Origin of the sequence: Veillonella tobetsuensis, assembly GCF_001078375.1 — a bacterium.
GTDB lineage: Bacteria > Bacillota > Negativicutes > Veillonellales > Veillonellaceae > Veillonella > Veillonella tobetsuensis.
This window is the reverse complement of record NZ_BBXI01000021.1, coordinates 43,465-64,451: the sequence shown is the minus strand read 5'-3', so window position 1 is coordinate 64,451 and position 20,987 is coordinate 43,465. Positions and strand designations below refer to the sequence as shown.

The window sequence follows — 20,987 nt, the reverse complement described above, 5'->3', positions numbered from 1 at the left end:
TATAATCTTTACCAAATTATAGGAGGTCATATGAAACCTACAACCTTGGTATTTCCCATAGACGAACAACATAGAATTTTGCTGGGCCGAAAGAAACGCGGCTTTGGCGCTGATAAATATAATGGATTTGGCGGTAAAATCAATGCTGGTGAAAGCTTTCGCCAATGCGCTGTGCGCGAATTATATGAGGAATCAGGCATACGCGTTGATGCGTCTAATCTAGAATGCGTCGCCCTTTTTGACTTTCAGTTTCCTTATGATGAAAGTTTAACCCATGTGGGCTATGTATATTTTGTGCGTGTTACCGATGTAAACCCCATTGAATCAGACGAGATGGAGCCGCATTGGTTTACATTGGCCGATGTCCCTTATGAGCATATGTGGGAAGGGGACCGTACGTGGCTTCCTATGCTATTAGAGGGCAAGTTGTTGAAAGGGCCTATCCGTTTTGGTCCAGATAACAGTCATGTTGAGGACATGCGTTTAACAGAGGTCGACACAGTCATGGAAAGTGAACTGTTGGCCCGTATTGATGTATATATTAATGAATAGAGTGTAGTGAAAGTATAGGTAGTGCTTTCACATACACCTATATTGAGGAACTATGAAAGAGATGAATAACCCCAAGTGGGTGCCACAGTTGTTGGCGTGGTATGATGTGAATAAGCGGGATTTGCCGTGGCGTGACTGCGGCGACCCTTATAAGGTATGGGTGTCTGAGGTGATGAGCCAACAGACCCGCATTGAGGCGATGAAGCCCTATTATGACAACTGGATGCGTTTGTTTCCTACATTAGAAGAGTTGGCAAAGGCATCCGAAGATGAAGTGGTCCACGCTTGGCAAGGCCTTGGTTATTATAGCCGTGCTCGGAATCTACGCCTAGGCGTACAAGATGTGGTGAATAATTATGGTGGTGTTGTGCCTCATAATCGGAAGGAAATGGAATCTCTAAAAGGCGTAGGCTCCTATACGGCAGGTGCTGTGCTATCCATGGCCTATGGCGAACCAGAGGTAGCTGTTGATGGCAATGTGTTACGTATCTATGCTCGTTTGTACGGCATATTCGATGATATTTTGGGTACAAAGGGCAAGAAGGCCATAACTGCTATTGTAGAGGATACGTTACCTCATGATAGACCAGGCGATTTTAACCAAGCCTTGATGGACTTTGGTTCAGCCGTATGTATCCCTAAGACGCCACGCTGCGGTGAGTGCCCTATCGTCAATATATGTCATGCGTACCAACATAATGTAACCGATCAATTGCCTGTGCGTATCAAGAAAACAAAGGTTGTAGATGTGCCTGTTTTTGTAGGCATCCTCAGCTATGGTGACTATTATTTACTACATAAACGCCCTAATCGAGGCCTGTTGCGTTCCATGTGGGAATTTCCATCTGTAGAAAATGCGGATTCCTATGATGCGGCAGAATCTGGGGTAACAGAACTTGTAGGAATGTTGGGATTTGAACTATCCTTGCAACCGGTTATTGTGAAAGAATTAACTCATGTATTTTCTCATCGCAAATGGTTTATGAAGGCCTTTCGAGGCGATTTGCAGTATACTGGAGACCATACATCAATTGAAACGATACAAAAGCAATTACCGAAGGATTGGATGCTTATCAAACGGGAGGAATTCGCCGATTATGCTTGGGCGGGACCTCATGGTAAATTGACAGAATTATGTCCTATTGTAGAATAAATTTATGAGACGAACACTGATTTTATCTCAATGTATTAGCCATTACTTGATATACAGTTAGGAGCGTATATGCAATTAATTATAAATACTGTGTTTCTCGTGGTGCTAGCCATAGCCTTTCTAGGCTTTTGGGGATTGTACCTCTATTTATGGAAACCGAAAAAACTATGGCCTGCATGGCTGGCCTATATTTTGGTAGTCGCTGGTTGGTTCTGCGCGGTGCGATACTATTTCTTATACCAAGTTGATCTATACGGCACACCATGGTATGAATGGCTTAACTTGTTTAGAACGGAAAGCTATGGCGTAGTATTCGCCATATTCTTGTGTATACCAGTTTTCATTGTATTGGCCTTGATCTATGCACTGGTAAACCGCATCTCCCATAAGGTTCCCGTCGAAGAACGGACTGGGCGCCGAGCTTTCTTTAGAACCGTAGGTACCCTTTTACCTTTGGCTGCCATGGGTGGTGCTGGTTATGCTGCCTATGAAGGACAACGAGAAATCGTTGTAACCCATGAAAGCTTTGGTTATACCAATCTACCGTCAGGACTTGCAGACTATAAGATTGTACAACTCAGTGATATCCATATTGGGCCAAGCATCGACCTAGATGACTTTGACGAAATCTTGCGATTAGCACTATTAGAACACCCAAACCGCGTTGTCATCACCGGTGACCTTATCGACAAGATACAATGGCTACCTGAAGTTTGTGATCGCTTAAAGGTATTTGCAAAACAAATTCCTGATGGCGTAGACTATATCCTTGGCAATCATGAATTCCATCACGATGTCAATAAAATCGTTGATGATATTAAAACAAAAACGCCATTAAACGTATTGATTAATGATAACATCCAAATCATGGGTGGTAAACAACCGGTCTATATTGCTGGCGTATCCTATGACAATGAACGGCGTAAAGAAAACCGTGAAGCCATGATTGATAAGGCATTGTCCGGTATCCCTAATAATGCCTTTGTTATTCTGTTGGCTCACCATCCAGAATTCTTTGATGAAGCCATCGAACGCAATGTGCCATTAACCTTGTCAGGCCATACTCATGGTGGACAAATTATCCTCTTTGGTATGCCTTGGGTACCGATTGGTACACCATATGTAAAAGGTCGCTATACAGAGAAAAATAGCGTATGCTACGTCAATAACGGATCTGGACACTGGTTCCCTATTCGTATTAACTGTCCGAGAGAAATTACGGTTATTACGTTCTTTGACGGAGTAGCTTAGGTAGTGGCTTTGCTATATTAATAGCTATAATATTTAAGCAATTTTAGATGATTAAAGTTCATAATAAAACGAGGTATTGTATTTGGAATACGATACCTCGTTTTATTATATGAAGTTATATAAGAGTTGTGATATATTAGAAATGAACTTTTAATAATGTTGAGTGCAGAAGCGAGTGTGTTAACAGATGATTCCGTTGTCTATTTATAAAATTGGAGTTCCTGTAGGTTTATTTACTTATTATATATTTAGGTTGTTCAGAATTTATATTTTAAAAAGTAATATGGAGTTGAAATTCCCAACTCTATATACTCTTTTTTTAGGCTTAGGGATTCCGGCAAGTCTTTTTCTCATAGTGCAAACATTTTTTATTCCTGATTTAGTTGATTACCTTAGTTTACTCTATGTAAATGTAGGTATTTTATTTATTGTTGAAATTATTTCAACATTCAAACTTAAATCCTCAAAAAGCTATTCTAATGCAAAGGTTTTTCGGTATTATTTATATTTCATGACAGCCATATTATTGTGGATGATATTTAATTGAATGATTGACTAGATTGAAGCATTTGTTATTGCAGGGCTATTTTATAGGTGTAGATTAATGTATAGTAAATTTTTTATCTACAAGGTTATTATATGTACTATTCCGCTTATTCTTATGGATATAGCCTTTATCTACTCAATGATCACTGGTGGATACGAAGGAAATCTAAAAGCAACAATACTAGCGGTGATAGTATTCCACATACTTTTATATCTGTTAAGTCATAAACAAGTAAAGTTATTAATACAAGTATTTAAACGAAATGGATTTAAAGAGATTAATAATCTATTCAATATGAATATGTTTTTCTAATCGTATTTTTTACGGTAGTAATAGCTATAAAACTTATGAGGTAATAGAAACGTAAAAAGTGGAGTATAGAAGAGTATTTATATAGAGTTCTTTTGTTTGATGGAGACAGTAAAGTGAAAAGTATTTTTAAGTTTTTCTTTTATAGTATTATAATCGTAGCTATTATATTTCCTATAATTTTGATTTTATATCGTCTTTTAAATGGTATTCCAATTAATGGATTATTAAGCTCATTACCATATGTATATCTTGGTGTAGGAATATTTTATGTTTTAGGATTTCTTATTATTAAATATGTAATGAAGTCATAATTGAGCCTAATGAACTGGGAAGACCTACAGTAGAATTATAAAATAAGAAATATGGAAAATATAAAAAGATAGATGAGGTAAGATATCATGAATAACATAAGGATTCCAATATATAAAATATTAGCCATATGTTTTTTAGTGGGACTTAGTATAATTTATTTAAATTTTTATGGAACACATACCGAACTAGTAGATTCTTATAGTTTAGGTCGCTATCGAATTGTGTTTGGTGGAATGCTAGAGGATAGCACATATAAAACTAGATTGGAATTTTCTAAAATTTCTCATAAGGTTGTATTTCCATATTTATATGTAAAAGGAGATTCGGGTTATACTAGGGTTTTATTAACACCAATAGGCATAGATATTTTAAAGATACCCAATTACTCATTTTATGATACTGATAATATAATAGAGGATATTGATAGCATTAATCACTTAAAACGTGTTTATGGTAATTCTATATCTATAAAAGATGATCTAAATCAAATTAGTGAAGCAGATAGAATTATATTTGAATCATTATAATGAATGTGGATAGCATAAGGTAGTTCTTTGATTGGAATGTATTTTATGTTTAAAATGATGCTTTTAAAGGTGCATTATTGTAGAATTTCGTTAATCTATATGTAATGTTGCTATAAGACATATAAAACCCAAAAAGACGCAATAGTCTATCCTTCAGTAATAAGTTTTACTGAAGATTTCAAGACTATTGCGTCCTTTTATTTTCCGTTCATTTGAGGTATGAGAGGATGTTATAGATATGTCAAAGAGATGTGAGAGGTTTATTTCATGCGAACTGCTTCAGCAAATTCGTCTTCGGTCATGAGTTTTTCTTCCAAGATGATTTCTTTAATAGAGCAACCGCGTTTGTATGCTTCTTTTACGACCTTAGCACTCTTATCGTAGCCGATGTATGGTGTTAGGGATGTAGCAATCATAAGGGATTGTTCTACGAAGAAGTTGAGTTTTTCAGGTACGAATTCTACGCCGTCGATGCAGTGTGTTGTGAAAGATTTCATCGCATCTGCAAGGAGGCGACAGCTTTCAACAAAGTCATAAATCATGATAGGCATGTACACGTTCAATTGGAACGCACCGCTGCCTGCACAGAGCGTTATAGTTGTATTATGGCCAAATACTTGGGCGCATACCATGGTCAAAGCTTCACATTGTGTAGGATTTACCTTGCCTGGCATGATGGAGGAGCCCGGTTCGTTTTCAGGTAGATGCCATTCGCCATAGCCGCAACGAGGGCCAGAGCCTAAGAAGCGAACGTCGTTAGCGATTTTGAATAGTGTTGTAGCCAATGTGTTAAGTGCACCGTGAGCCATCATGAACGCATCTTTAAGAGCGAGTCCTTGGAATTTGTTATTCTTCACGCGGAATGGAGCGCCTGTTACCTCTGGCAATACAGTTTCCATAACGTCTAGATAGCCTTTAGGCGTGTTTACACCTGTGCCGACCGCAGTGCCGCCAAGGGCTACGTCGAGTAGGTTGTCAGCGTTTTGAACGAGCATAGTTTTAGCAGTTTTTAAGCCGTCCACAAAGGCGCTGATTTCTTGGTCCACCATGATGAAAGTTGCATCTTGTAGATGTGTACGACCAACTTTTTGCAAGCCTTTACCTTTTTCTTGCAATTTCTCGAAGGATGCGATAAGTCCGTCTAATGCAGGGATTACGCGTTTTGTAATTTCAAAGTACGCGCAGATATGCATTGCCGTAGGGAATGTATCGTTTGTGCTTTGACCGCGGTTTACATCGTCGTTAGGATGGAGCGGGTTGCTTTCATCTAACTGTTTAGCCCGGTGAGCGATTACCTCGTTCACATTCATATTAGTTTGTGTGCCAGAACCTGTTTGGAATACCGTTAACGGGAACTCATCATCCCATTTGCCGTCTACAATCTCATCTACTACTTGAGCGATGAGCTTTGCTTTTTCCTCAGTTACTGCGCCACACTTAGCATTAGTTAAAGCACATGCTTTTTTTACAAGCGCAAGCGCTTTGATTTGTTCAATAGGAATGCGGTGATCACCGATTTTAAAATTATTGAACGAGCGTTGCGTTTGAGGTCCGTAAATTCGTCTAGCGTCGACTTCGACTGGTCCCATTGAATCATATTCAATTCTTGTTTCCATAATGTTTACAACCTCCTTAAAAGACATGCCGACCATATTGTCGGTTCTTTTTTATTATATGCTATAAAAAGAAAAAATATAATAGAAAATGATAATAAATACCAATTAGATATAATTAAGGGGATATAATTACCTTTATACATAGTATTCTTATACAGGTGAAAGGTTAAAGGTTCTCAAAATTTTATAATGACAGGACGATGGATGGGGCGGCGTAGTGGGAGTTTTTTGGTACATATTATTTTCTACCGTGTATACATAATCAGAATATAGGGATTTTTATTGTCAACATCGCTTTAACACGTTAAAATGGAGATAGCTTATAGTTATTTTTTTTAGCGGAGGTAAGTACTTATGAAACACGATTTTATGAGCCATGACCTTCATTTGCCGGAACTTACGTTTCGTGGGATGTTACTAGGGGCACTGATTACCCTAATTTTTACAGCATCTAACGTATACTTAGGTTTGAAGGTCGGGTTGACATTCTCGTCATCCATCCCGGCAGCCATTATTTCAATGGCGATTTTACGTTTTTTCAAGGATTCTAACGTTCTTGAAAATAACATGGTACAAACGCAAGCATCTGCGGCTGGTACCTTATCTGCAATTATTTTTATTTTGCCAGGTTTATTAATGCTTGGCTATTGGCAAGGTTTTCCGTTCTGGCAAACATTCTTGATCTGCGCATGCGGTGGTTCTCTCGGTGTATTATTCACCATTCCATTGCGTCGTGCTATGGTAGTGAACAGTGACCTACCATATCCAGAAGGCCGTGCAGCAGCTGAAATTTTGAAAGTAGGCTCTCACAGTGGTGAAACTAGCAAATCTGGTTCCGGTATGACAGACATCGTATCTGGTGGTGCTGTAGCTGGTATCATCAGTCTTTGTGCAAATGGTTTTAAAGTACTTGGCGACAGCATGAGCTTCTGGCTCCCTGTTGGTAAAGGTATTACTCAAATTCCATTGGGCTTCTCCACCGCATTGTTAGGTGCTGGTTACCTTATCGGTATCGCATCTGGTATCGCTATCCTAGTTGGTGTTCTCATCGCTTGGGCTGGCTTTGTACCTTATTTGACAAATGCACTTGCTCCAGATGGTGGCGTAACTGCTAAATTCGCTATGGGCGTTTGGAAAGAAAAAGTTCGTTTCATCGGTGCTGGTGCTATCGGTATCGCAGCGATTTGGACTTTGATTACTTTGATTAAACCTATCATCGAAGGTATGAAAATCTCCTTACAATCCATGAGTGGCAGTACTGCAGAACGTGAATTGCATCGCATGGATACAGATATGAGTACGAAATCTGTAATGTTAACATTTGCCGTTATTCTTGTAGGCTTAGTTATTACATTCTGGGATTTCGTATCCGCTGTACCTATTAGTGCAGGTTTAATGTGGACTCTTGTTGTTGTTGGCGTTGTAGTAGCTTTATTAATCGGCTTCTTCGTAGCAGCAGCTTGTGGTTACATGGCAGGTCTTATTGGTACATCTGCATCTCCAATCTCTGGTATTGGTATCTTGGCGACTATTATTTCTTCTCTAGTGGTGTACTTCATCGCTTCTGAAAATAACTTGTTCGCTACAGAGGCTGGTGTTCAATTTGCTACAGCTATGGCTATCTTTATGACATCCGTAGTTATCGCCATTGCATCTATCTCTAACGATAACTTGCAAGACTTGAAAACTGGTCAACTCGTTGGTGCTACACCTTGGCGTCAACAAATTGCGTTGTTACTTGGTTCCGTAGCCGGTGCAGTTGCAATTGCTCCAGTTCTTAACTTGTTATACCAAGCATATGGCTTCACAGGCGCTTTACCTCGTGCTGAAATGGATCCAAATGCTGCATTGTCTGCTCCTCAAGCAACTTTGATGACTACAATCGCACAAGGTATCTTCAACTCTAGCATGGATTGGAATTACATCTTGATTGGTGTTGTTGTTGGTATCGTAGCTATCATTGTTAACGTAATTCTTAAGAGCACAACTGCTTCCTTAACATTACCTCCATTGGCTGTTGGTATGGGTATCTATTTACCTCCAACATTGGAAGTACCTCTAATTGTTGGTTCTTTCATGAGCTATTTCGTAGGCCGTTATCTCATTGCTCGCGCTAAAATGCGTGCTGGCGAATTGGCTGAATACGATGTGGAACAATCCAATCGTCGTGGCGTTCTATTTGCGTCCGGTTTGATTGTTGGTGAAAGCTTGATTGGTGTAATCATAGCTGTTATTATTGTATTGTCAGTTACAACTGGTGGTGGAGAATCTCCACTTCAATTAGTAGGTCCTGAATTTGAAAGCACAGCTGGTTGGTTAGGTCTACTTGCTTTCATTTTCGCTGGTCTCTACCTTGTTCGTCGTGTTGTAACTCACAAATTCGATAAAGAAGAAGCTCTTGCTATGAAAGCAGAGCAAGAACAAGCAAAGTAAGAGGTTAACCATGAAATTAAAACAGACTGTTCTCATCATGATGGCTGCCGCATTGCCACTCACATCTTTGGCAGCCGCTAGCGAAGCGATTCCTGTAACAAAGGATAATGGTGCGGTTATAGAAACTCAAAACGATCGTTACGATGTAACGTATCGTGTTTCTAGCACAGCTACACCTGAGCAAAACAAAAAACTACGTTCCGTAGCTAACAAAACTGATCGTGGCACTATCGAAGTAGTAGCACCAAATGCAGATCGCTATATGGATCGTAAAGAGGTAGGCGTATCTCCCGTAGATGCGACTACAGATCATTTGAAACTCGTATTCCCAACGGTTAAATCTGTTAGCCCTATCGTTGAAAAGGCCATCAATACAACGATTAAGAAATACGTTTCCAAGGTTCAAAATGATACTCAAAAATTAAACGAAAAAGATGCTAATAAGACGAATGTCATCATGTACTATGATGTAAAAACGGATAAAAACGGTATCTTTAGTGTTTTAATTCACACCTATACTATGCGTGATGGTGATGCAAATGGTGTAAATTATGTAAAAGGCTTTACGTTCAATACTACAACAGGTCGTCAATTATCCTTGTATGATCTTGGTGGATTGAATAAGAAAGAACTCGTTAATGCTATTAACAATAATCAACAAGTGAAAGATGCAGTTGGTGCGGATGTTTCATTCGACAAGATGCCAACTGAATTCTACACAACAGAAGATTATTCAGTAGTAATGATTCTTCAACAAGATGTGGATACAATCCATAGTGCTGGTACTGTGTATGTGCCAGTTGGCAATTTGCGTGACCGTCAAAATGATGTGACCAAATAACAAAACTAACTATATGTGTCTGTATTGAAAACAATGCAAGGTGCATGGCACCAAAAGGGTAAACAGACTGTTTTATGTGGCAAACAATTTAATACTTACGAGAAACTCCCTCCGCCTAGAGGCGGAGGGAATTTTTTTGTGCGATGAAAATTTGCTGAAAAAAGACAGCCCCAAAGGGCTGCCTAATAGATTATTTAGTTGGTTTTAATGGTAATGGGAATTGAATGGTTGTAGCCGGCGTTTCCGTAGGTGGCGTTTGAAGCATTACCTTTTTGCCAAATTTCTTTTTAAATGCTTTTGTTGTACCCGCTTGTACAGAATCAGCAGTGATGACCAATACAGATGCATCATCATTAGGTAGAATGCTGATGATTTTGCCTTGAGGCTCTTTTGCTTCATAGATTGCTAATGCATCAGATTGGAAGTCCTCTAATTGGGCTTGTGTCAATTTGCCTTGGCTCAAGATAAGAGCCATATCAAGCTGTGGATCTTGGGCATTTTTTAGTGCTGTACTAACAATATCAAATTGTTTTTTCTCTACTACGGTAGTGTGCAATTTACCGTCTTTCCAGAAGAGGGCCCCATCATTTCTAAATTGTGTAAAGTCTTGTCCATAATGAAGGGCTTGGCTAATGATAGACGCTGTTTTAGTTTCTACTTGTTGACGATATAATGCGTTATGGAATGCTAATGCTTGTGGTGTTTGTGTCATGCGATAAGAGATTTCTGCGGCCTCTGCACGAGTAACGTATTTTTCTGGATTAAACATTGTTCCAGGTGCGTAGTTAGTAAATCCTAAGTATGCCATTTCACGAACTGCATCTTGAGCCCAAGGAGCTACGAATTTTTGGTCTCCATAAGCCACCTGATCAAGTACAGTAGGATCATCTGTAGTATAGCCTAAATAGTGTAGATAATTATCTGCTACGACAGCAAACTCTTGGCGAGACATGAATTTTTCAGGTTTATATGTTTCATCGCCATAGCCAGAGATGATATTCTTTCTAGCCACAGATTCTATAGCCAGAGCAGACCAACGGTCAGAGGTAATATCTTTAAAGTGACTAGAAATGAATGCTGCTTCACCATCATCGGTGATATTGTTGAATAGAGAGGCTACTTCTTCACGAGTCATCGGTTGATTAGGTCGGAATGTACCATCAGAATAGCCTTTCATCAATTTAGCTTTTGCTACTGCACTAATTGATTTTGCGGCCCAAAAATCACTTGGTACATCGGAAAAGATATATGGCCGTACATCTTGAATATCTTTTGGCGATGTAACAACGCCAGAACGTAATTGTTGATTTACAACGGTAGTATTGGCAGACCCAATTGCTACAGCCGATGTATCTGCTGTAGCCGTTACTGTTGGTTGCGTTGTATTAGGCGCCGCTGTTTCAGTTGTGGCGGCAAGTGCCATTCCAGATGTAGTAATTAAAGCGGACAGGATGAGGGCCCGTAATGTGTATTTAGATCTTTGTTGCATACATATCCTTCCTAATCATACTTGTAGATATACCAAAAACAGCGTTAAAAAACGCTGTTTTTAGGGGGTATTGGTAATACATGAGTTGAGTTTGCGCGTAATTGTAATTAGCGTTTTACAGTCATTTTTACTTTGGAACCGAATACCTTGGAAATACCTTGTTGTGTTTCTCTGCTTGCAGTACTAACCACAGCATATAATTGATTGTTTTCCACATCTGGGAAGATGGCAATCACATTGCCGCCTTTTTCGTTTTTGCTGTAATAATTGCGGAAGTTAGATTCGATTACATCGTATTCTGTTTGGCTGTATTGTGATGGTTCTACGACAACGTAGTTGTTGATTGTAGAATTACCTTGGCTTGCTAAATTAGCCTTTACCGTATCCATATCTGCACTGGATTTTAATGCTACATGCAATTGATTATCACGCCAGTACATAACACCATAGTCTTGGAATGCTTCTGGTGTTCTATATGTTTTGTTTAATTGTGTGAAAACACTGTTTTCCAATGCATCTTGTTGTTTTTGATCGAGTGGTTTTAATGTGCTGCGACGTACAGGGCGAACGATGCGAGGTGTTTGTTCAACTTTAGATTCGGAAATCTTATCAGCCTTATTAGCTTTAGATTCTTTTTCTACCTTTTTCGCATCTGCTTTTGCAGCTGCTTCTGCTTTTTTTGCATCCGCTTTTGCCTTTTTTGCGTCTGCTTTAATGTCTTTTTCAACGTCTTTTTCTACAGCTTTAGCTTTGTTTTCCACTTTTTTAGCATCTTGCTTTACATCGTCTTTTATAGCAGTTGTCTTGCTAGGAACTGGAGCAGTTTCGCCATTTAAAATGCGATTTAAGATAGTCGCTGCTTGTGCACGTGTGACAGGTTGATTAGGATTAAAATCTGTAGTTGCACCGGATGCTACATAGCCGCGTTGTGCCATGTATTCAATATCGGCTACATAAGCTTTAGAAATGCTTGCACCGTCTTTAAATGTAACCTTTTCAAATTTTACAGGTGTATCAGGTTTGATTTTCTTAACTAAATTAGCTGCAGAGGCAACGAATTCTTCGCGGTCCATAGCTTTAGATGGGGTAAAAGTAGTTTTGGTAGTACCTTCCATAACACCAGCTGCGCCTACTAATTTAATAGCTGTATTAGACCAACGGTCGTTTTCGATATCAGTATAAGAAATACCATTTTCTTTTGTTACTAGGTCAGCAAGCTCTTGCTCGTTCATATTGTGTTGCAATACTTTGCTGTAAATAGTAGCGGCTTGTTCGCGTGTGATGCTTTTACCAGGGCGAAATGTATTATCTGCATAACCGGATAAGTAACCAGCCTCTGTCATTGCTTGAATAGCGTCGCGAGCCCAGTTGTCTTTTGTGTCTGGATATACGCCAGCAGGTAAAACCTCTTTTGCTTTTACAGGGGCTTCAGCCTTTTGAGTCGGTGCTTGTGTAGATGCTTTTGTGCTTGTTGCAACAGGTGCTTTCGTAGCTGTTGCCGTAGTTTGTGCATGAGCCATGCCAAATGTAGATCCTAGCGCCAATGTAATTGCTAGAGATAGGGACAATTTATTGAGTTTCATGTGAAAGCTCCTTTCGAATTACGTTTATATACATAAATTATAGCACTTTTATGAAATAACCACTACTATAAGAAAATGTAATATATAAGGATAAAAATTAGATGAATAATAATTAAAGTGCTACTTTTAGTATAACAATTGAGAATGAGGAAAATTTAGTACGAAAAACAAGAAGTTGATAAACGTTCGCAAGTAGCGAAAGTAAGGGATTTATAGAAAAAAGTGATAAATTTTGGTCGATGTGTGATGTAAATCAATTTTGATTATTACTTTTAGTCATAACGATATGATTTATACAAGTCTAAATACGAATATAGCAATTGTTTGGACATTTGTATTACCCTTATTTATAATTATATAGAAATGTTCTTTAAATATAACCCTTTAAAGATCGTCAAATTTATTTTAAGGCCGATAATTAGCTAAAATATTGTCGTCCTAAACGAATACATATCAAATTTTTTTTTGAGTTAAGTACTAGAAAAGACGAGGACAAAAACATGAAAATTCATCTTTTCCAACAGTGTTTGATTGATATGTTCTACCCCCATGTAGGTATGGCTGGTGTAGAGGTACTTGAAAGATTAGGCTGCGAACTCGTAGTTCCTAAGAAACAAGTATGTTGTGGACAAATGTTCACTAACTCTGGCTATAACGAAGCTGCAATGGATGCTATTAAGAACACAATTGAATGCTTCGAGAATGCTGACTATGTAGTTAGTATGTCTGGCTCCTGTGCATTTGCTATTCGCGATGAATACCAACACTTCTTGGAAGGTCAACCTGAATGGCAAAAGCGTGCAGAAAAATTGAGCGGCAAAATTTACGAATTCACAGAATTCATTACTGATGTATTGGGTGTAGAGGACGTTGGCGCACGCTTTAACGACACTGTTACATACCATACTTCTTGTCACGTAACTCGCTTGATGGGGGTAAAAGAACCACCTTTCAAACTCCTTAGTAATGTAAAAGACATTCAATTGATTGAATTACCACGCGCAGATCGTTGTTGCGGTTTCGGCGGTACTTTCTCCGTTAAAAACCCTGAAATCAGTGAAGTTATGACACGCGAAAAAGCATTGGAAATCGCTAGCACAGGTGCTAACGTTATTTCTGGTTCTGACCAAGCGTGCTTGATGAACATCGCTGGTATGCTTGACCGTCTTCACAAAGAAGGCGAAATCGATCGCCGTATCAAAGTAATGCATATTGCTGAAATCTTAAACTGCCGTTAAGGAGGAGACGACATGGCACTTATATATGACAATCGCCCCTATAAAACACGTATAAAAGAATGTTTGGCTGATGATTTCAAAGTTGCAGCTATTAAAAAAGCACAAGACGTGTTTTATGATAAACGTAATACAGTAGTTGCGGATGTTCCTGAATGGTTAGATTTCCGTGCTGAAGCTGCTGAAATTCGCGACCATGTGCTTAATCATTTGGATTACTATGTAAACCAATTCGCTGAAAATGCTGAAAAAGCTGGTTCTAAAGTTCACTTTGCATTTGATGACAAAGAAGCAACTCAAATCGCGTTAGACATCCTTCGTCAACGGGAAGCTAAAATGATCGTTAAATCCAAAACTATCTTAACAGAAGAAATTGGTTTGAACGAAGTTCTTGAAGAAGCTGGTATTGAAGTAAACGAAACTGACTTGGCGGAATTTATTTTGCAAACTGCAGTAAGCCCACCATCTCACATCGTAGTACCAGGCCTTCACTTTGAACGTAACAAAATCCGCGAAATCTTCGCTGAAAAATTAGGTTATACAGGTACTGAAAACCCTACAGAAATGACTCACTTCGTACGTGGCTATGTACGTGAGCGTTTCTTGAAAGCTGACGTAGGCGTTAACGGTTGTAACTTTGCGGTTGCTGAATCCGGTACTTGCACAATCGTTTCCAACGAAGGTAACGGTCGTATGGCTAGCTCTATTCCTAAGACTCAATTGATTTTCTTAGGTGCAGAACGTATCGTTCCTGACTTCAAAGCTCTTGACGTTATGATGGAAATGTTGAACCGCTCTGCAGTAGGTGCCAAAATTTCCAACTACTTCTCCATGATGACTGGTCCTGCTCGCGCTGGTGAAGCTGATGGTCCTGAAGAAACTCATATCATCATCATTGACAACGGTCGTTCCGGTATCTTGGGTGGTACATTCCAAGAAATGCTTCGTTGTATCCGTTGTGGTGCATGTATGAATATCTGTCCAGTATACCGTCACGTTTCTGGTCACGGTTATGGCTCTGTATACCCAGGTCCAATGGGTGCTGTATTGACTCCGTTGTTCAAAGGTTATGAAGTAGCTGGTGATCTTCCATACGCTTCCACATTGTGTGGCGCATGTACAGAAAACTGTCCAGTAGCTATTCCATTACATGAATTATTGATGGAACATCGTCATGTTATGGCTGATATTGAAAAAACTCGTCCAAAAGCAGAAGAAGCTATCTTCACAGCAGCTGCTAAGATGTTCGGCAATGCTACATTGTTCGACCTTGGTACAAAAGCTGGTGCTATCGGCATGAACTTGATTAGTAATAAAGAAGGCAACATGCCTGCATGGACTCAAGCTGTTCCAGTTATGAACGGATGGACTAAGTCTAAAGAATTGGGTACATTGAAATTCAAGAAATTCCGTGATTTATATGCTGAACATGAAAAGAACAAGAAAAAGGAGAAAAAATAATGGATGAAGTTAAACGTAATCAATTTGTTGCACGTTTATCTCGTGCATTAGGCCGTGATCAAGTGCCTACATCTGTACCGGCTTTTGATTATAGCCATGGTCCTCAAGAAGATATGTTCAAAGAATTATCTCGTGAACAAATTGTCACTATGTTCAAAGAGCAATGTGAACGAGTAGGTACAAAATTCGTAGATACAACACCTGATAAATTGGGTGAAACTATTATGGCTGTTATCGAAGAACGTGGTAATGGTAAGGTAATCTTCCCAAGCACTTCTGAGGTTGAAGAATATAAATTAAAAGAATTATTCGAAAAAGACGCAGCTTCTAATGGTGGTGTTCGTACGTACTTCCAATGGGATCCAGCTAAAGGTCGTGAAGAAAATATTTCTAACACAGCTAATGCTGATATCGGTATTACATTCCCATTCTGCGGTATTGCTGAAACAGCTACTGTAGTACAAGCATCTTTTGAAGAATCTGGTCGTGCAATCAGCTTGTTGCCAGAAACTCATGTTGCCGTATTATATACTGATACAATCAACCCACGTATGACACAAACTATGGAACATTTGGCTGAACGTTACCATAACGATCCATCCAAATTCCCTACAAACGTTTGCTTGATTTCCGGTCCGTCCCGTACGGCTGATATCGAGTTGGTAACTGTAGATGGTGCTCATGGTCCTATCCGTGTTACATATATCTTAGTTAATAGATAATAGTATAAATAGATACTCTAAAGGCGATCTTCTGAGGAAGGTCGCCTTTTTGCGTTTCTTTATATGAAGTATAAAATAGCATTGCTTTGAAAATAAATATAACACTTGTATTTTTTTCGATATATGCTATACTAAGTTCATAACCTATTATTACGATATGAATTAAAAGAGGTGTATTATGAATATTCCATTCTTTACAGATTACCTCATGTTAAGCAATCCCTTGAGTATTGGTATTATCGCTGTGTTTGTGCTAGCGTTAATCAGTATTTATGTGTTGCAACGCAGAGGTACATCTTTTGGTAATCTCGTTATTATTGGTACCATTGTTGGTGCCGTACTTGGTATAGCAGTTCAAGTTATTGCAGGATTCCCTGATGATCCAACTAAAGTTGTTTATATCAAGGAAAGTACGAAGTGGTTCTCCCTAGTGGGTGGTGGCTTCATTGACTTAATCCGCATGCTTGTTATTCCTATCGTTTTTATCTCTATTGTACACGTTATCTTGCACATGGAAGCCGGTGCTAATCTTAAGAAGTTAGTAGTGGCAATGGTTTCTACAAACCTCGGCATGGTTGCAGTTGCTGCTGTAGTTGGCCTTATCTTAGGTAACGCCTTTGGTTTAGGGCAAGGCTTTGATATCGTTGAATCCGGTAAAAAGATTCGTGAAATTAAACCGATGGTTGATACATTCCGTGCTTTGATTCCAAGCAACCCAATTCAAGCAGCTGCTGAAACAAATGTTATCGGTATTGTAGTATTTGCCATAATCTTAGGTAGCGTAGCTCGTCTATTAAAACAAACTGGCACAAACTCCATGGAGATTTTCACTAAACTGTTTGATGAGCTTCACCAATTGATCTCTTGGGTAGCAGACTTTATTATCGGCCTTATGCCATACGGCGTAGTTGCATTGTTAGCATCTACATTGGCAACTCGTGGCCTACAAGCTATCCTTGATATGGGCTTATTCGTAGTATTACTATACGTTGGTATCTTGATTATGTTCGTTGTTCAAGCTATCTTGATTGCTAGCTTCGGTTACAACCCGATTACATACTTCAAGAAAGCGAAAGCTCCATTATTGTTGGCTTTTACATCCCGCTCCTCTATGGGCGTATTGCCATTGACTGTTGAAACATTGACAAAACGTCTTGGTGTAAATGCAACAACTGCTAATACAGTAGCATCCTTTGGTACTACAGCAGGCATGCAAGGTTGTGCCGGTGTATTCCCAGCACTCGTTGTAGTGTACATTTCTAATGTAGCGAATATTCCTTTCGATATGACTATGTACATTATGAGTGTTATCGTAATCGCAATCGGTTCCGTTGGTATCGCAGGTGTTCCTGGTACTGCTACAATGGCTGCATCCGTATCTCTTAGTGGTACAGGCCTTGGTGCGTACTTCACATCTATCAGCCCAATCCTTGCTATCGATCCATTGATCGATATGGGCCGTACATGCTTGAACGTATCCGGTTCCTTAACAAATGCTCTCGTAGTAGATAAAATCATGGGCACTATTGATAAAGCGGCTTATGATAATCCTACACAGGGTGAGGCATAATATTCAAATCATCATATTGACTGTGAAAGCAGTAGATATGACCACATAACACATATGTTTATGAGTAAAAATTATCTCATAAACATATGTGTTATATTTTTTGCTATCCTAAGAATTGATTTTATATGATATAATAGACTTTATAGTATGTGTTTGGAGGTTTCATTACTATGTTATTTACCGTGAATACAGAAGTCTGTACTCGTTGTGGTCTATGCGTTGCCGATTGTCCCACAGGCCTACTTGTTATGACCGATGATGGTCCTGTAACAGGTCGGGGAGGGTGTATATCCTGTGGTCATTGCGTTGCAGTATGTCCTACGCTTGCTTTAGATAGCGACCTTACACCGCGTGCTGAACAAGTGGATATTACAAAAGAAACTAAAATTACGCCAGAACAGGCCGAACTATTTTTACGTAGTCGTCGTTCTATTCGTAACTATCAAAATAAACCAGTTCCTGCTGAGCTTATTCGCAAGGTATTAAATGTTGCGAGAATGGCTCCAACAGCAACTAATACACAAGGTATTTCATATATCGTAATCCGAGATAAACAAAAGTTGCGCCGTATTGCTGATCTCGTTCTTGAGTGGATGCATTTGGCGGCGAAAACTGTGCCTATTATGCGCCTATATGCGCGCGCTGCACAAGCAGAAGTGGATAAGGGCAAAGAATATATTTTACGTGATGCGCCAGCTTTAATAGTGGCTATTGGATCTAAAAAAGATGTGCATCGCACGCATGATTCTGGGCATTCCTGTCTATCTTATGCAGAATTGTATGCGCCAACAGTAGGTCTTGGTACCTGCTGGGCAGGCTTCTTTGAACATGCTGGGGAAGCAGAATATGAACCATTGTTGAAACTATTAGGTGTACCCGAGGATAAAATCATTGCTGGTGGCATCTTGATGGGCTATCCAAAGGTTCGTTATCGCAATATTGTGGAACGACAACCATTGGATGTTACCTTTGATACAGAAGAATAATATACTATAACGCTCTACCTTTGTAGGGCGTTATTTTTGTGTTACATTTTACCCTATAACAAAAAATCTCCATCCTAAGAAGAATGGAGATTTTCTATATTAATTGGCAGATGTAATGGTGCCTTTGAATGTATCTTTAATGAATTGTTTGATGGCTTCTGATTTGTAAATTTCTGCAATTTTTTTGTATGTTTCGTTGTCTTTATCTTGACCGCGTACAGCGAGAATCATAACAGCTAAAGGTTCATCCTTTGGCTCTAAGAAGAAGCCTTGTTTCTCTACGTTGAGGCCCGCACTTTGAACATAGTTCATAGGGATAGCGGCTACGTCTACGTCGTCGAGACTACGAGGTAATTGAGCGGCTTCTAATTCTTGGATTTGAAGGTTTTTAGGGTTAGATGTAATATCTGCTACAGTTGCTTTAAAGCCTACGCCATCTTTCAATGTAATAAGGCCTGCTTTTGCGAGTAATGCAAGGCCGCGCCCGCCGTTTGTTGGGTCGTTAGGCACAGCTACGATAGCACCATTTGGTACATCTTGCGCACTGTGAATGGAGTTGCTATATAACCCCATAGGCATCAAGATTGTTTTGCCGATGGCTACAAGGTTTGAATTGTTTTGCTTATTGAAGTTTTCCATGAATGGTACATGTTGGTATGCATTTAATTGGATATCTCCATCTGCTAACGCCTTATCTGGAGTTACATAGTCAGAAAATTCTACAACTTTAAGGTTAATACCTTGCTTTTGAGCCTCTTTTGCTACAGCCTCTGCTACTTGTGCATGAGGACCTGCGGTAGCACCAATTTTAATCTCTTTCGGTGTCTCGCTAGTTTGTGTACTGTTACCACAACCGGCAATGGCAAATGCTAAAACGCCCACTAATAATGGAGTGATTAATCTTTTTAGTTTCATATTATCTCCCTTTCGTTCATTGTGAAAGCTAGTATCTAAGTGTTTGTATCGAATCAAGCTTTTATAATGGTGTAATATATAGATTATATTGAATATGTTTTATATCCTATCACAGGACTAGGATGATGCATAGAATTAAAAATACATGGCTTGCCATAGATTGAAGTTATATGGTATGAAGTTAGCTATACATTTTGCTACGATGTATTTATAACTAGTTATATCATGCTTAGCTCAATGGAATATGGTATACTATAAAGAAAAGTTGCGTACAATTTATAAAGGAGGAGGCTTTATGTTTAACTTCGATTTTTATAACCCTACTCATATCGTATTCGGTAAGGACCGTTTAGCAGAATTGGATACACTTGTACCAAAAGAAGCTAAGGTCTTGATTACTTATGGCGGTGGCAGTGCAGTTCGAAGTGGTCTCATCGACCGTGTTACGACTGCGCTTGGTAACCGTAAGGTAGAACAATTTGGCGGTATTGAGCCGAATCCATCTCTTGAAACGTGTGAACGAGCTGTAGCTTTTATCAAAGAAAACGGTGTAGATTTTGTCCTTGCTGTAGGTGGTGGTTCTGTAGTGGATGCTACAAAACTCATCGTTATGGGTGCTACCTATGATGGTCCTGTGATTGAGGTTATGAAAGCTGGTGTGCCAGAGGTTCCCGTTGAAATGGTACCAAATCCATTGCCGTTTGGTACAGTTATGACATTACCTGCTACGGGTTCCGAAATGAACAATGGTGCTGTCATTACGTATGGTGATGGTAAGTTTCCTGTGTTTAGTAGCTTAGTGTTCCCTAAGTTCTCTATGCTTGATCCAACATTGACTTTCACATTGCCTGAAAAACAAGTTAAGAATGGTGTTATTGACACCTTTGTACATACGACAGAACAATATTTAACATATCCTGTAGAAGGCCGTATTCAAGATCGTTTCAGTGAAGGCATTTTGAAAACTATGATTGAAATCGGTAAAGAAACGGTAGAAAATCCAGAAAATTACGATATCCGTGCTAACCACGTGTGGGCCTCTACTTTAGCATTAAATGGCTTGATTGGTGCAGGCGTGCCTCAAGACTGGGCAACACATCTTATCGGTCATGAGTTGACAGCTGCATACCATCTTGACCATGGTATAACATTAGCTATTGTGTTGCCTGCATTGTTAGAGGTGAAAAAAGCAGACAAGCTTGAAAAATTGGCACAATATGCTACGCGCGTATGGCACATTACAGAAGGTACTCCAGAAGAAAAGGCGGATAAAGCGATTGCTAAAACTCGTGAGTTCTTCGAGTCCCTTGGTGTATCTACTCACTTGAAAGATTATGGTCTAGGTACTGAAGCAATTGATAAAATTGTAAAACAACTTGAAAATCACGGTATGGTAAAACTAGGAGAAAAACGCGATATCACACTTGAAGTGACTCGCGAAATTTTGACACGTGCATTATAATCGGTATAATAGTATGTATA

16 protein-coding genes are annotated in these 20,987 nt (G+C 39.3%); 12 read left to right on the top strand and 4 right to left on the bottom strand.

The features are described 5' to 3' along the window. The first annotated feature begins 30 nt into the window (after positions 1-30). From VEI_RS08295 to VEI_RS08270, 4 genes are all read left to right on the top strand, one after another. Entirely contained in the window at positions 31-552 is a 522-nt protein-coding gene (locus tag VEI_RS08295) for an 8-oxo-dGTP diphosphatase (protein WP_059364198.1), read from the top strand. Between the two features lie 52 nt (positions 553-604). Beyond that, on the top strand, positions 605-1,705 hold the full coding sequence (gene mutY / locus VEI_RS08290) for an A/G-specific adenine glycosylase (protein ID WP_059364195.1): 1,101 nt from the start codon (positions 605-607) through the stop codon (positions 1,703-1,705). 69 nt (positions 1,706-1,774) lie between these two features. After that, on the top strand, positions 1,775-2,956 hold the full coding sequence (locus VEI_RS08285; RefSeq protein WP_059364193.1) for a metallophosphoesterase: 1,182 nt from the start codon (positions 1,775-1,777) through the stop codon (positions 2,954-2,956). Positions 2,957-4,213: 1,257 nt separating this feature from the next. Beyond that, a complete protein-coding gene (locus tag VEI_RS08270) occupies positions 4,214-4,654 on the top strand; it encodes a hypothetical protein (RefSeq protein ID WP_059364187.1) in 441 nt (146 codons plus the stop codon). A 260-nt stretch (positions 4,655-4,914) separates the two neighbouring features. Here the strand turns inward: VEI_RS08270 and VEI_RS08265 are convergent, their stop codons facing one another. Continuing rightward, complete coding sequence (locus VEI_RS08265) at positions 4,915-6,270, bottom strand: class II fumarate hydratase (protein ID WP_059364186.1); 1,356 nt, start codon at positions 6,268-6,270, stop codon at positions 4,915-4,917. A gap of 354 nt (positions 6,271-6,624) precedes the next feature. Between VEI_RS08265 and VEI_RS08260 the strand changes: the two genes are divergently transcribed. Further along, positions 6,625-8,703, top strand: a complete 2,079-nt coding sequence (locus tag VEI_RS08260) for an OPT family oligopeptide transporter (protein ID WP_059364184.1) — start codon at positions 6,625-6,627, stop codon at positions 8,701-8,703. A 10-nt stretch (positions 8,704-8,713) separates the two neighbouring features. Further along, positions 8,714-9,544: a polysaccharide deacetylase family protein gene (locus VEI_RS08255; protein ID WP_059364182.1), complete on the top strand. Its 831-nt coding sequence runs from the start codon at positions 8,714-8,716 to the stop codon at positions 9,542-9,544. Positions 9,545-9,734: 190 nt separating this feature from the next. Here VEI_RS08255 and VEI_RS08250 read toward each other — a convergent pair whose 3' ends face one another. Further along, a complete protein-coding gene (locus VEI_RS08250; protein ID WP_059364179.1) occupies positions 9,735-11,033 on the bottom strand; it encodes an S-layer homology domain-containing protein in 1,299 nt (432 codons plus the stop codon). A 107-nt stretch (positions 11,034-11,140) separates the two neighbouring features. Then, positions 11,141-12,616, bottom strand: coding sequence for an S-layer homology domain-containing protein (locus tag VEI_RS08245; protein WP_059364177.1), 1,476 nt, complete (start codon positions 12,614-12,616; stop codon positions 11,141-11,143). 500 nt (positions 12,617-13,116) lie between these two features. On the opposite strand from VEI_RS08245, the gene VEI_RS08240 reads away from it, so the two are divergent. The 5 genes from VEI_RS08240 to VEI_RS08220 all read left to right on the top strand — a co-directional run bounded on the left by VEI_RS08240 (position 13,117) and on the right by VEI_RS08220 (position 18,590). Beyond that, positions 13,117-13,854 carry a (Fe-S)-binding protein gene (locus VEI_RS08240; protein WP_059364175.1) on the top strand — a complete coding sequence of 246 codons (738 nt, stop codon included), beginning with the start codon at positions 13,117-13,119 and terminating at the stop codon, positions 13,852-13,854. Positions 13,855-13,866: 12 nt separating this feature from the next. Next, positions 13,867-15,312, top strand: a complete 1,446-nt coding sequence (locus VEI_RS08235) for a LutB/LldF family L-lactate oxidation iron-sulfur protein (RefSeq protein ID WP_059364172.1) — start codon at positions 13,867-13,869, stop codon at positions 15,310-15,312. Further along, positions 15,312-16,034, top strand: a complete 723-nt coding sequence (locus VEI_RS08230) for a LutC/YkgG family protein (protein WP_059364170.1) — start codon at positions 15,312-15,314, stop codon at positions 16,032-16,034. The genes VEI_RS08235 and VEI_RS08230 overlap by 1 nt, the downstream gene beginning before the upstream one ends. Positions 16,035-16,212: 178 nt before the next feature. After that, positions 16,213-17,604 carry a cation:dicarboxylate symporter family transporter gene (locus VEI_RS08225; protein WP_059364168.1) on the top strand — a complete coding sequence of 464 codons (1,392 nt, stop codon included), beginning with the start codon at positions 16,213-16,215 and terminating at the stop codon, positions 17,602-17,604. A gap of 170 nt (positions 17,605-17,774) precedes the next feature. Next, on the top strand, positions 17,775-18,590 hold the full coding sequence (locus tag VEI_RS08220; protein ID WP_059364167.1) for a nitroreductase family protein: 816 nt from the start codon (positions 17,775-17,777) through the stop codon (positions 18,588-18,590). A 99-nt stretch (positions 18,591-18,689) separates the two neighbouring features. On the opposite strand, the gene VEI_RS08215 is transcribed toward VEI_RS08220, so the two are convergent. After that, a complete protein-coding gene (locus VEI_RS08215; RefSeq protein ID WP_059364165.1) occupies positions 18,690-19,505 on the bottom strand; it encodes a MetQ/NlpA family ABC transporter substrate-binding protein in 816 nt (271 codons plus the stop codon). Positions 19,506-19,800: 295 nt separating this feature from the next. On the opposite strand from VEI_RS08215, the gene VEI_RS08210 reads away from it, so the two are divergent. Next, positions 19,801-20,967 carry an iron-containing alcohol dehydrogenase gene (locus VEI_RS08210; RefSeq protein WP_059364163.1) on the top strand — a complete coding sequence of 389 codons (1,167 nt, stop codon included), beginning with the start codon at positions 19,801-19,803 and terminating at the stop codon, positions 20,965-20,967. The last annotated feature ends 20 nt before the right edge of the window (positions 20,968-20,987 follow it).

Bases quoted from the DNA above. Each gene is read 5' to 3' on its own strand.
- VEI_RS08295 (WP_059364198.1), top strand. From the start codon at position 31: ATGAAACCTACAACCTTGGTATTTCCCATAGACGAACAACATAGAATT.
- mutY (WP_059364195.1), top strand. From the start codon at position 605: ATGAAAGAGATGAATAACCCCAAGTGGGTGCCACAGTTGTTGGCGTGG.
- VEI_RS08285 (WP_059364193.1), top strand. From the start codon at position 1,775: ATGCAATTAATTATAAATACTGTGTTTCTCGTGGTGCTAGCCATAGCC.
- VEI_RS08270 (WP_059364187.1), top strand. From the start codon at position 4,214: ATGAATAACATAAGGATTCCAATATATAAAATATTAGCCATATGTTTT.
- VEI_RS08265 (WP_059364186.1), bottom strand. From the start codon at position 6,270: ATGGAAACAAGAATTGAATATGATTCAATGGGACCAGTCGAAGTCGAC.
- VEI_RS08260 (WP_059364184.1), top strand. From the start codon at position 6,625: ATGAAACACGATTTTATGAGCCATGACCTTCATTTGCCGGAACTTACG.
- VEI_RS08255 (WP_059364182.1), top strand. From the start codon at position 8,714: ATGAAATTAAAACAGACTGTTCTCATCATGATGGCTGCCGCATTGCCA.
- VEI_RS08250 (WP_059364179.1), bottom strand. From the start codon at position 11,033: ATGCAACAAAGATCTAAATACACATTACGGGCCCTCATCCTGTCCGCT.
- VEI_RS08245 (WP_059364177.1), bottom strand. From the start codon at position 12,616: ATGAAACTCAATAAATTGTCCCTATCTCTAGCAATTACATTGGCGCTA.
- VEI_RS08240 (WP_059364175.1), top strand. From the start codon at position 13,117: ATGAAAATTCATCTTTTCCAACAGTGTTTGATTGATATGTTCTACCCC.
- VEI_RS08235 (WP_059364172.1), top strand. From the start codon at position 13,867: ATGGCACTTATATATGACAATCGCCCCTATAAAACACGTATAAAAGAA.
- VEI_RS08230 (WP_059364170.1), top strand. From the start codon at position 15,312: ATGGATGAAGTTAAACGTAATCAATTTGTTGCACGTTTATCTCGTGCA.
- VEI_RS08225 (WP_059364168.1), top strand. From the start codon at position 16,213: ATGAATATTCCATTCTTTACAGATTACCTCATGTTAAGCAATCCCTTG.
- VEI_RS08220 (WP_059364167.1), top strand. From the start codon at position 17,775: ATGTTATTTACCGTGAATACAGAAGTCTGTACTCGTTGTGGTCTATGC.
- VEI_RS08215 (WP_059364165.1), bottom strand. From the start codon at position 19,505: ATGAAACTAAAAAGATTAATCACTCCATTATTAGTGGGCGTTTTAGCA.
- VEI_RS08210 (WP_059364163.1), top strand. From the start codon at position 19,801: ATGTTTAACTTCGATTTTTATAACCCTACTCATATCGTATTCGGTAAG.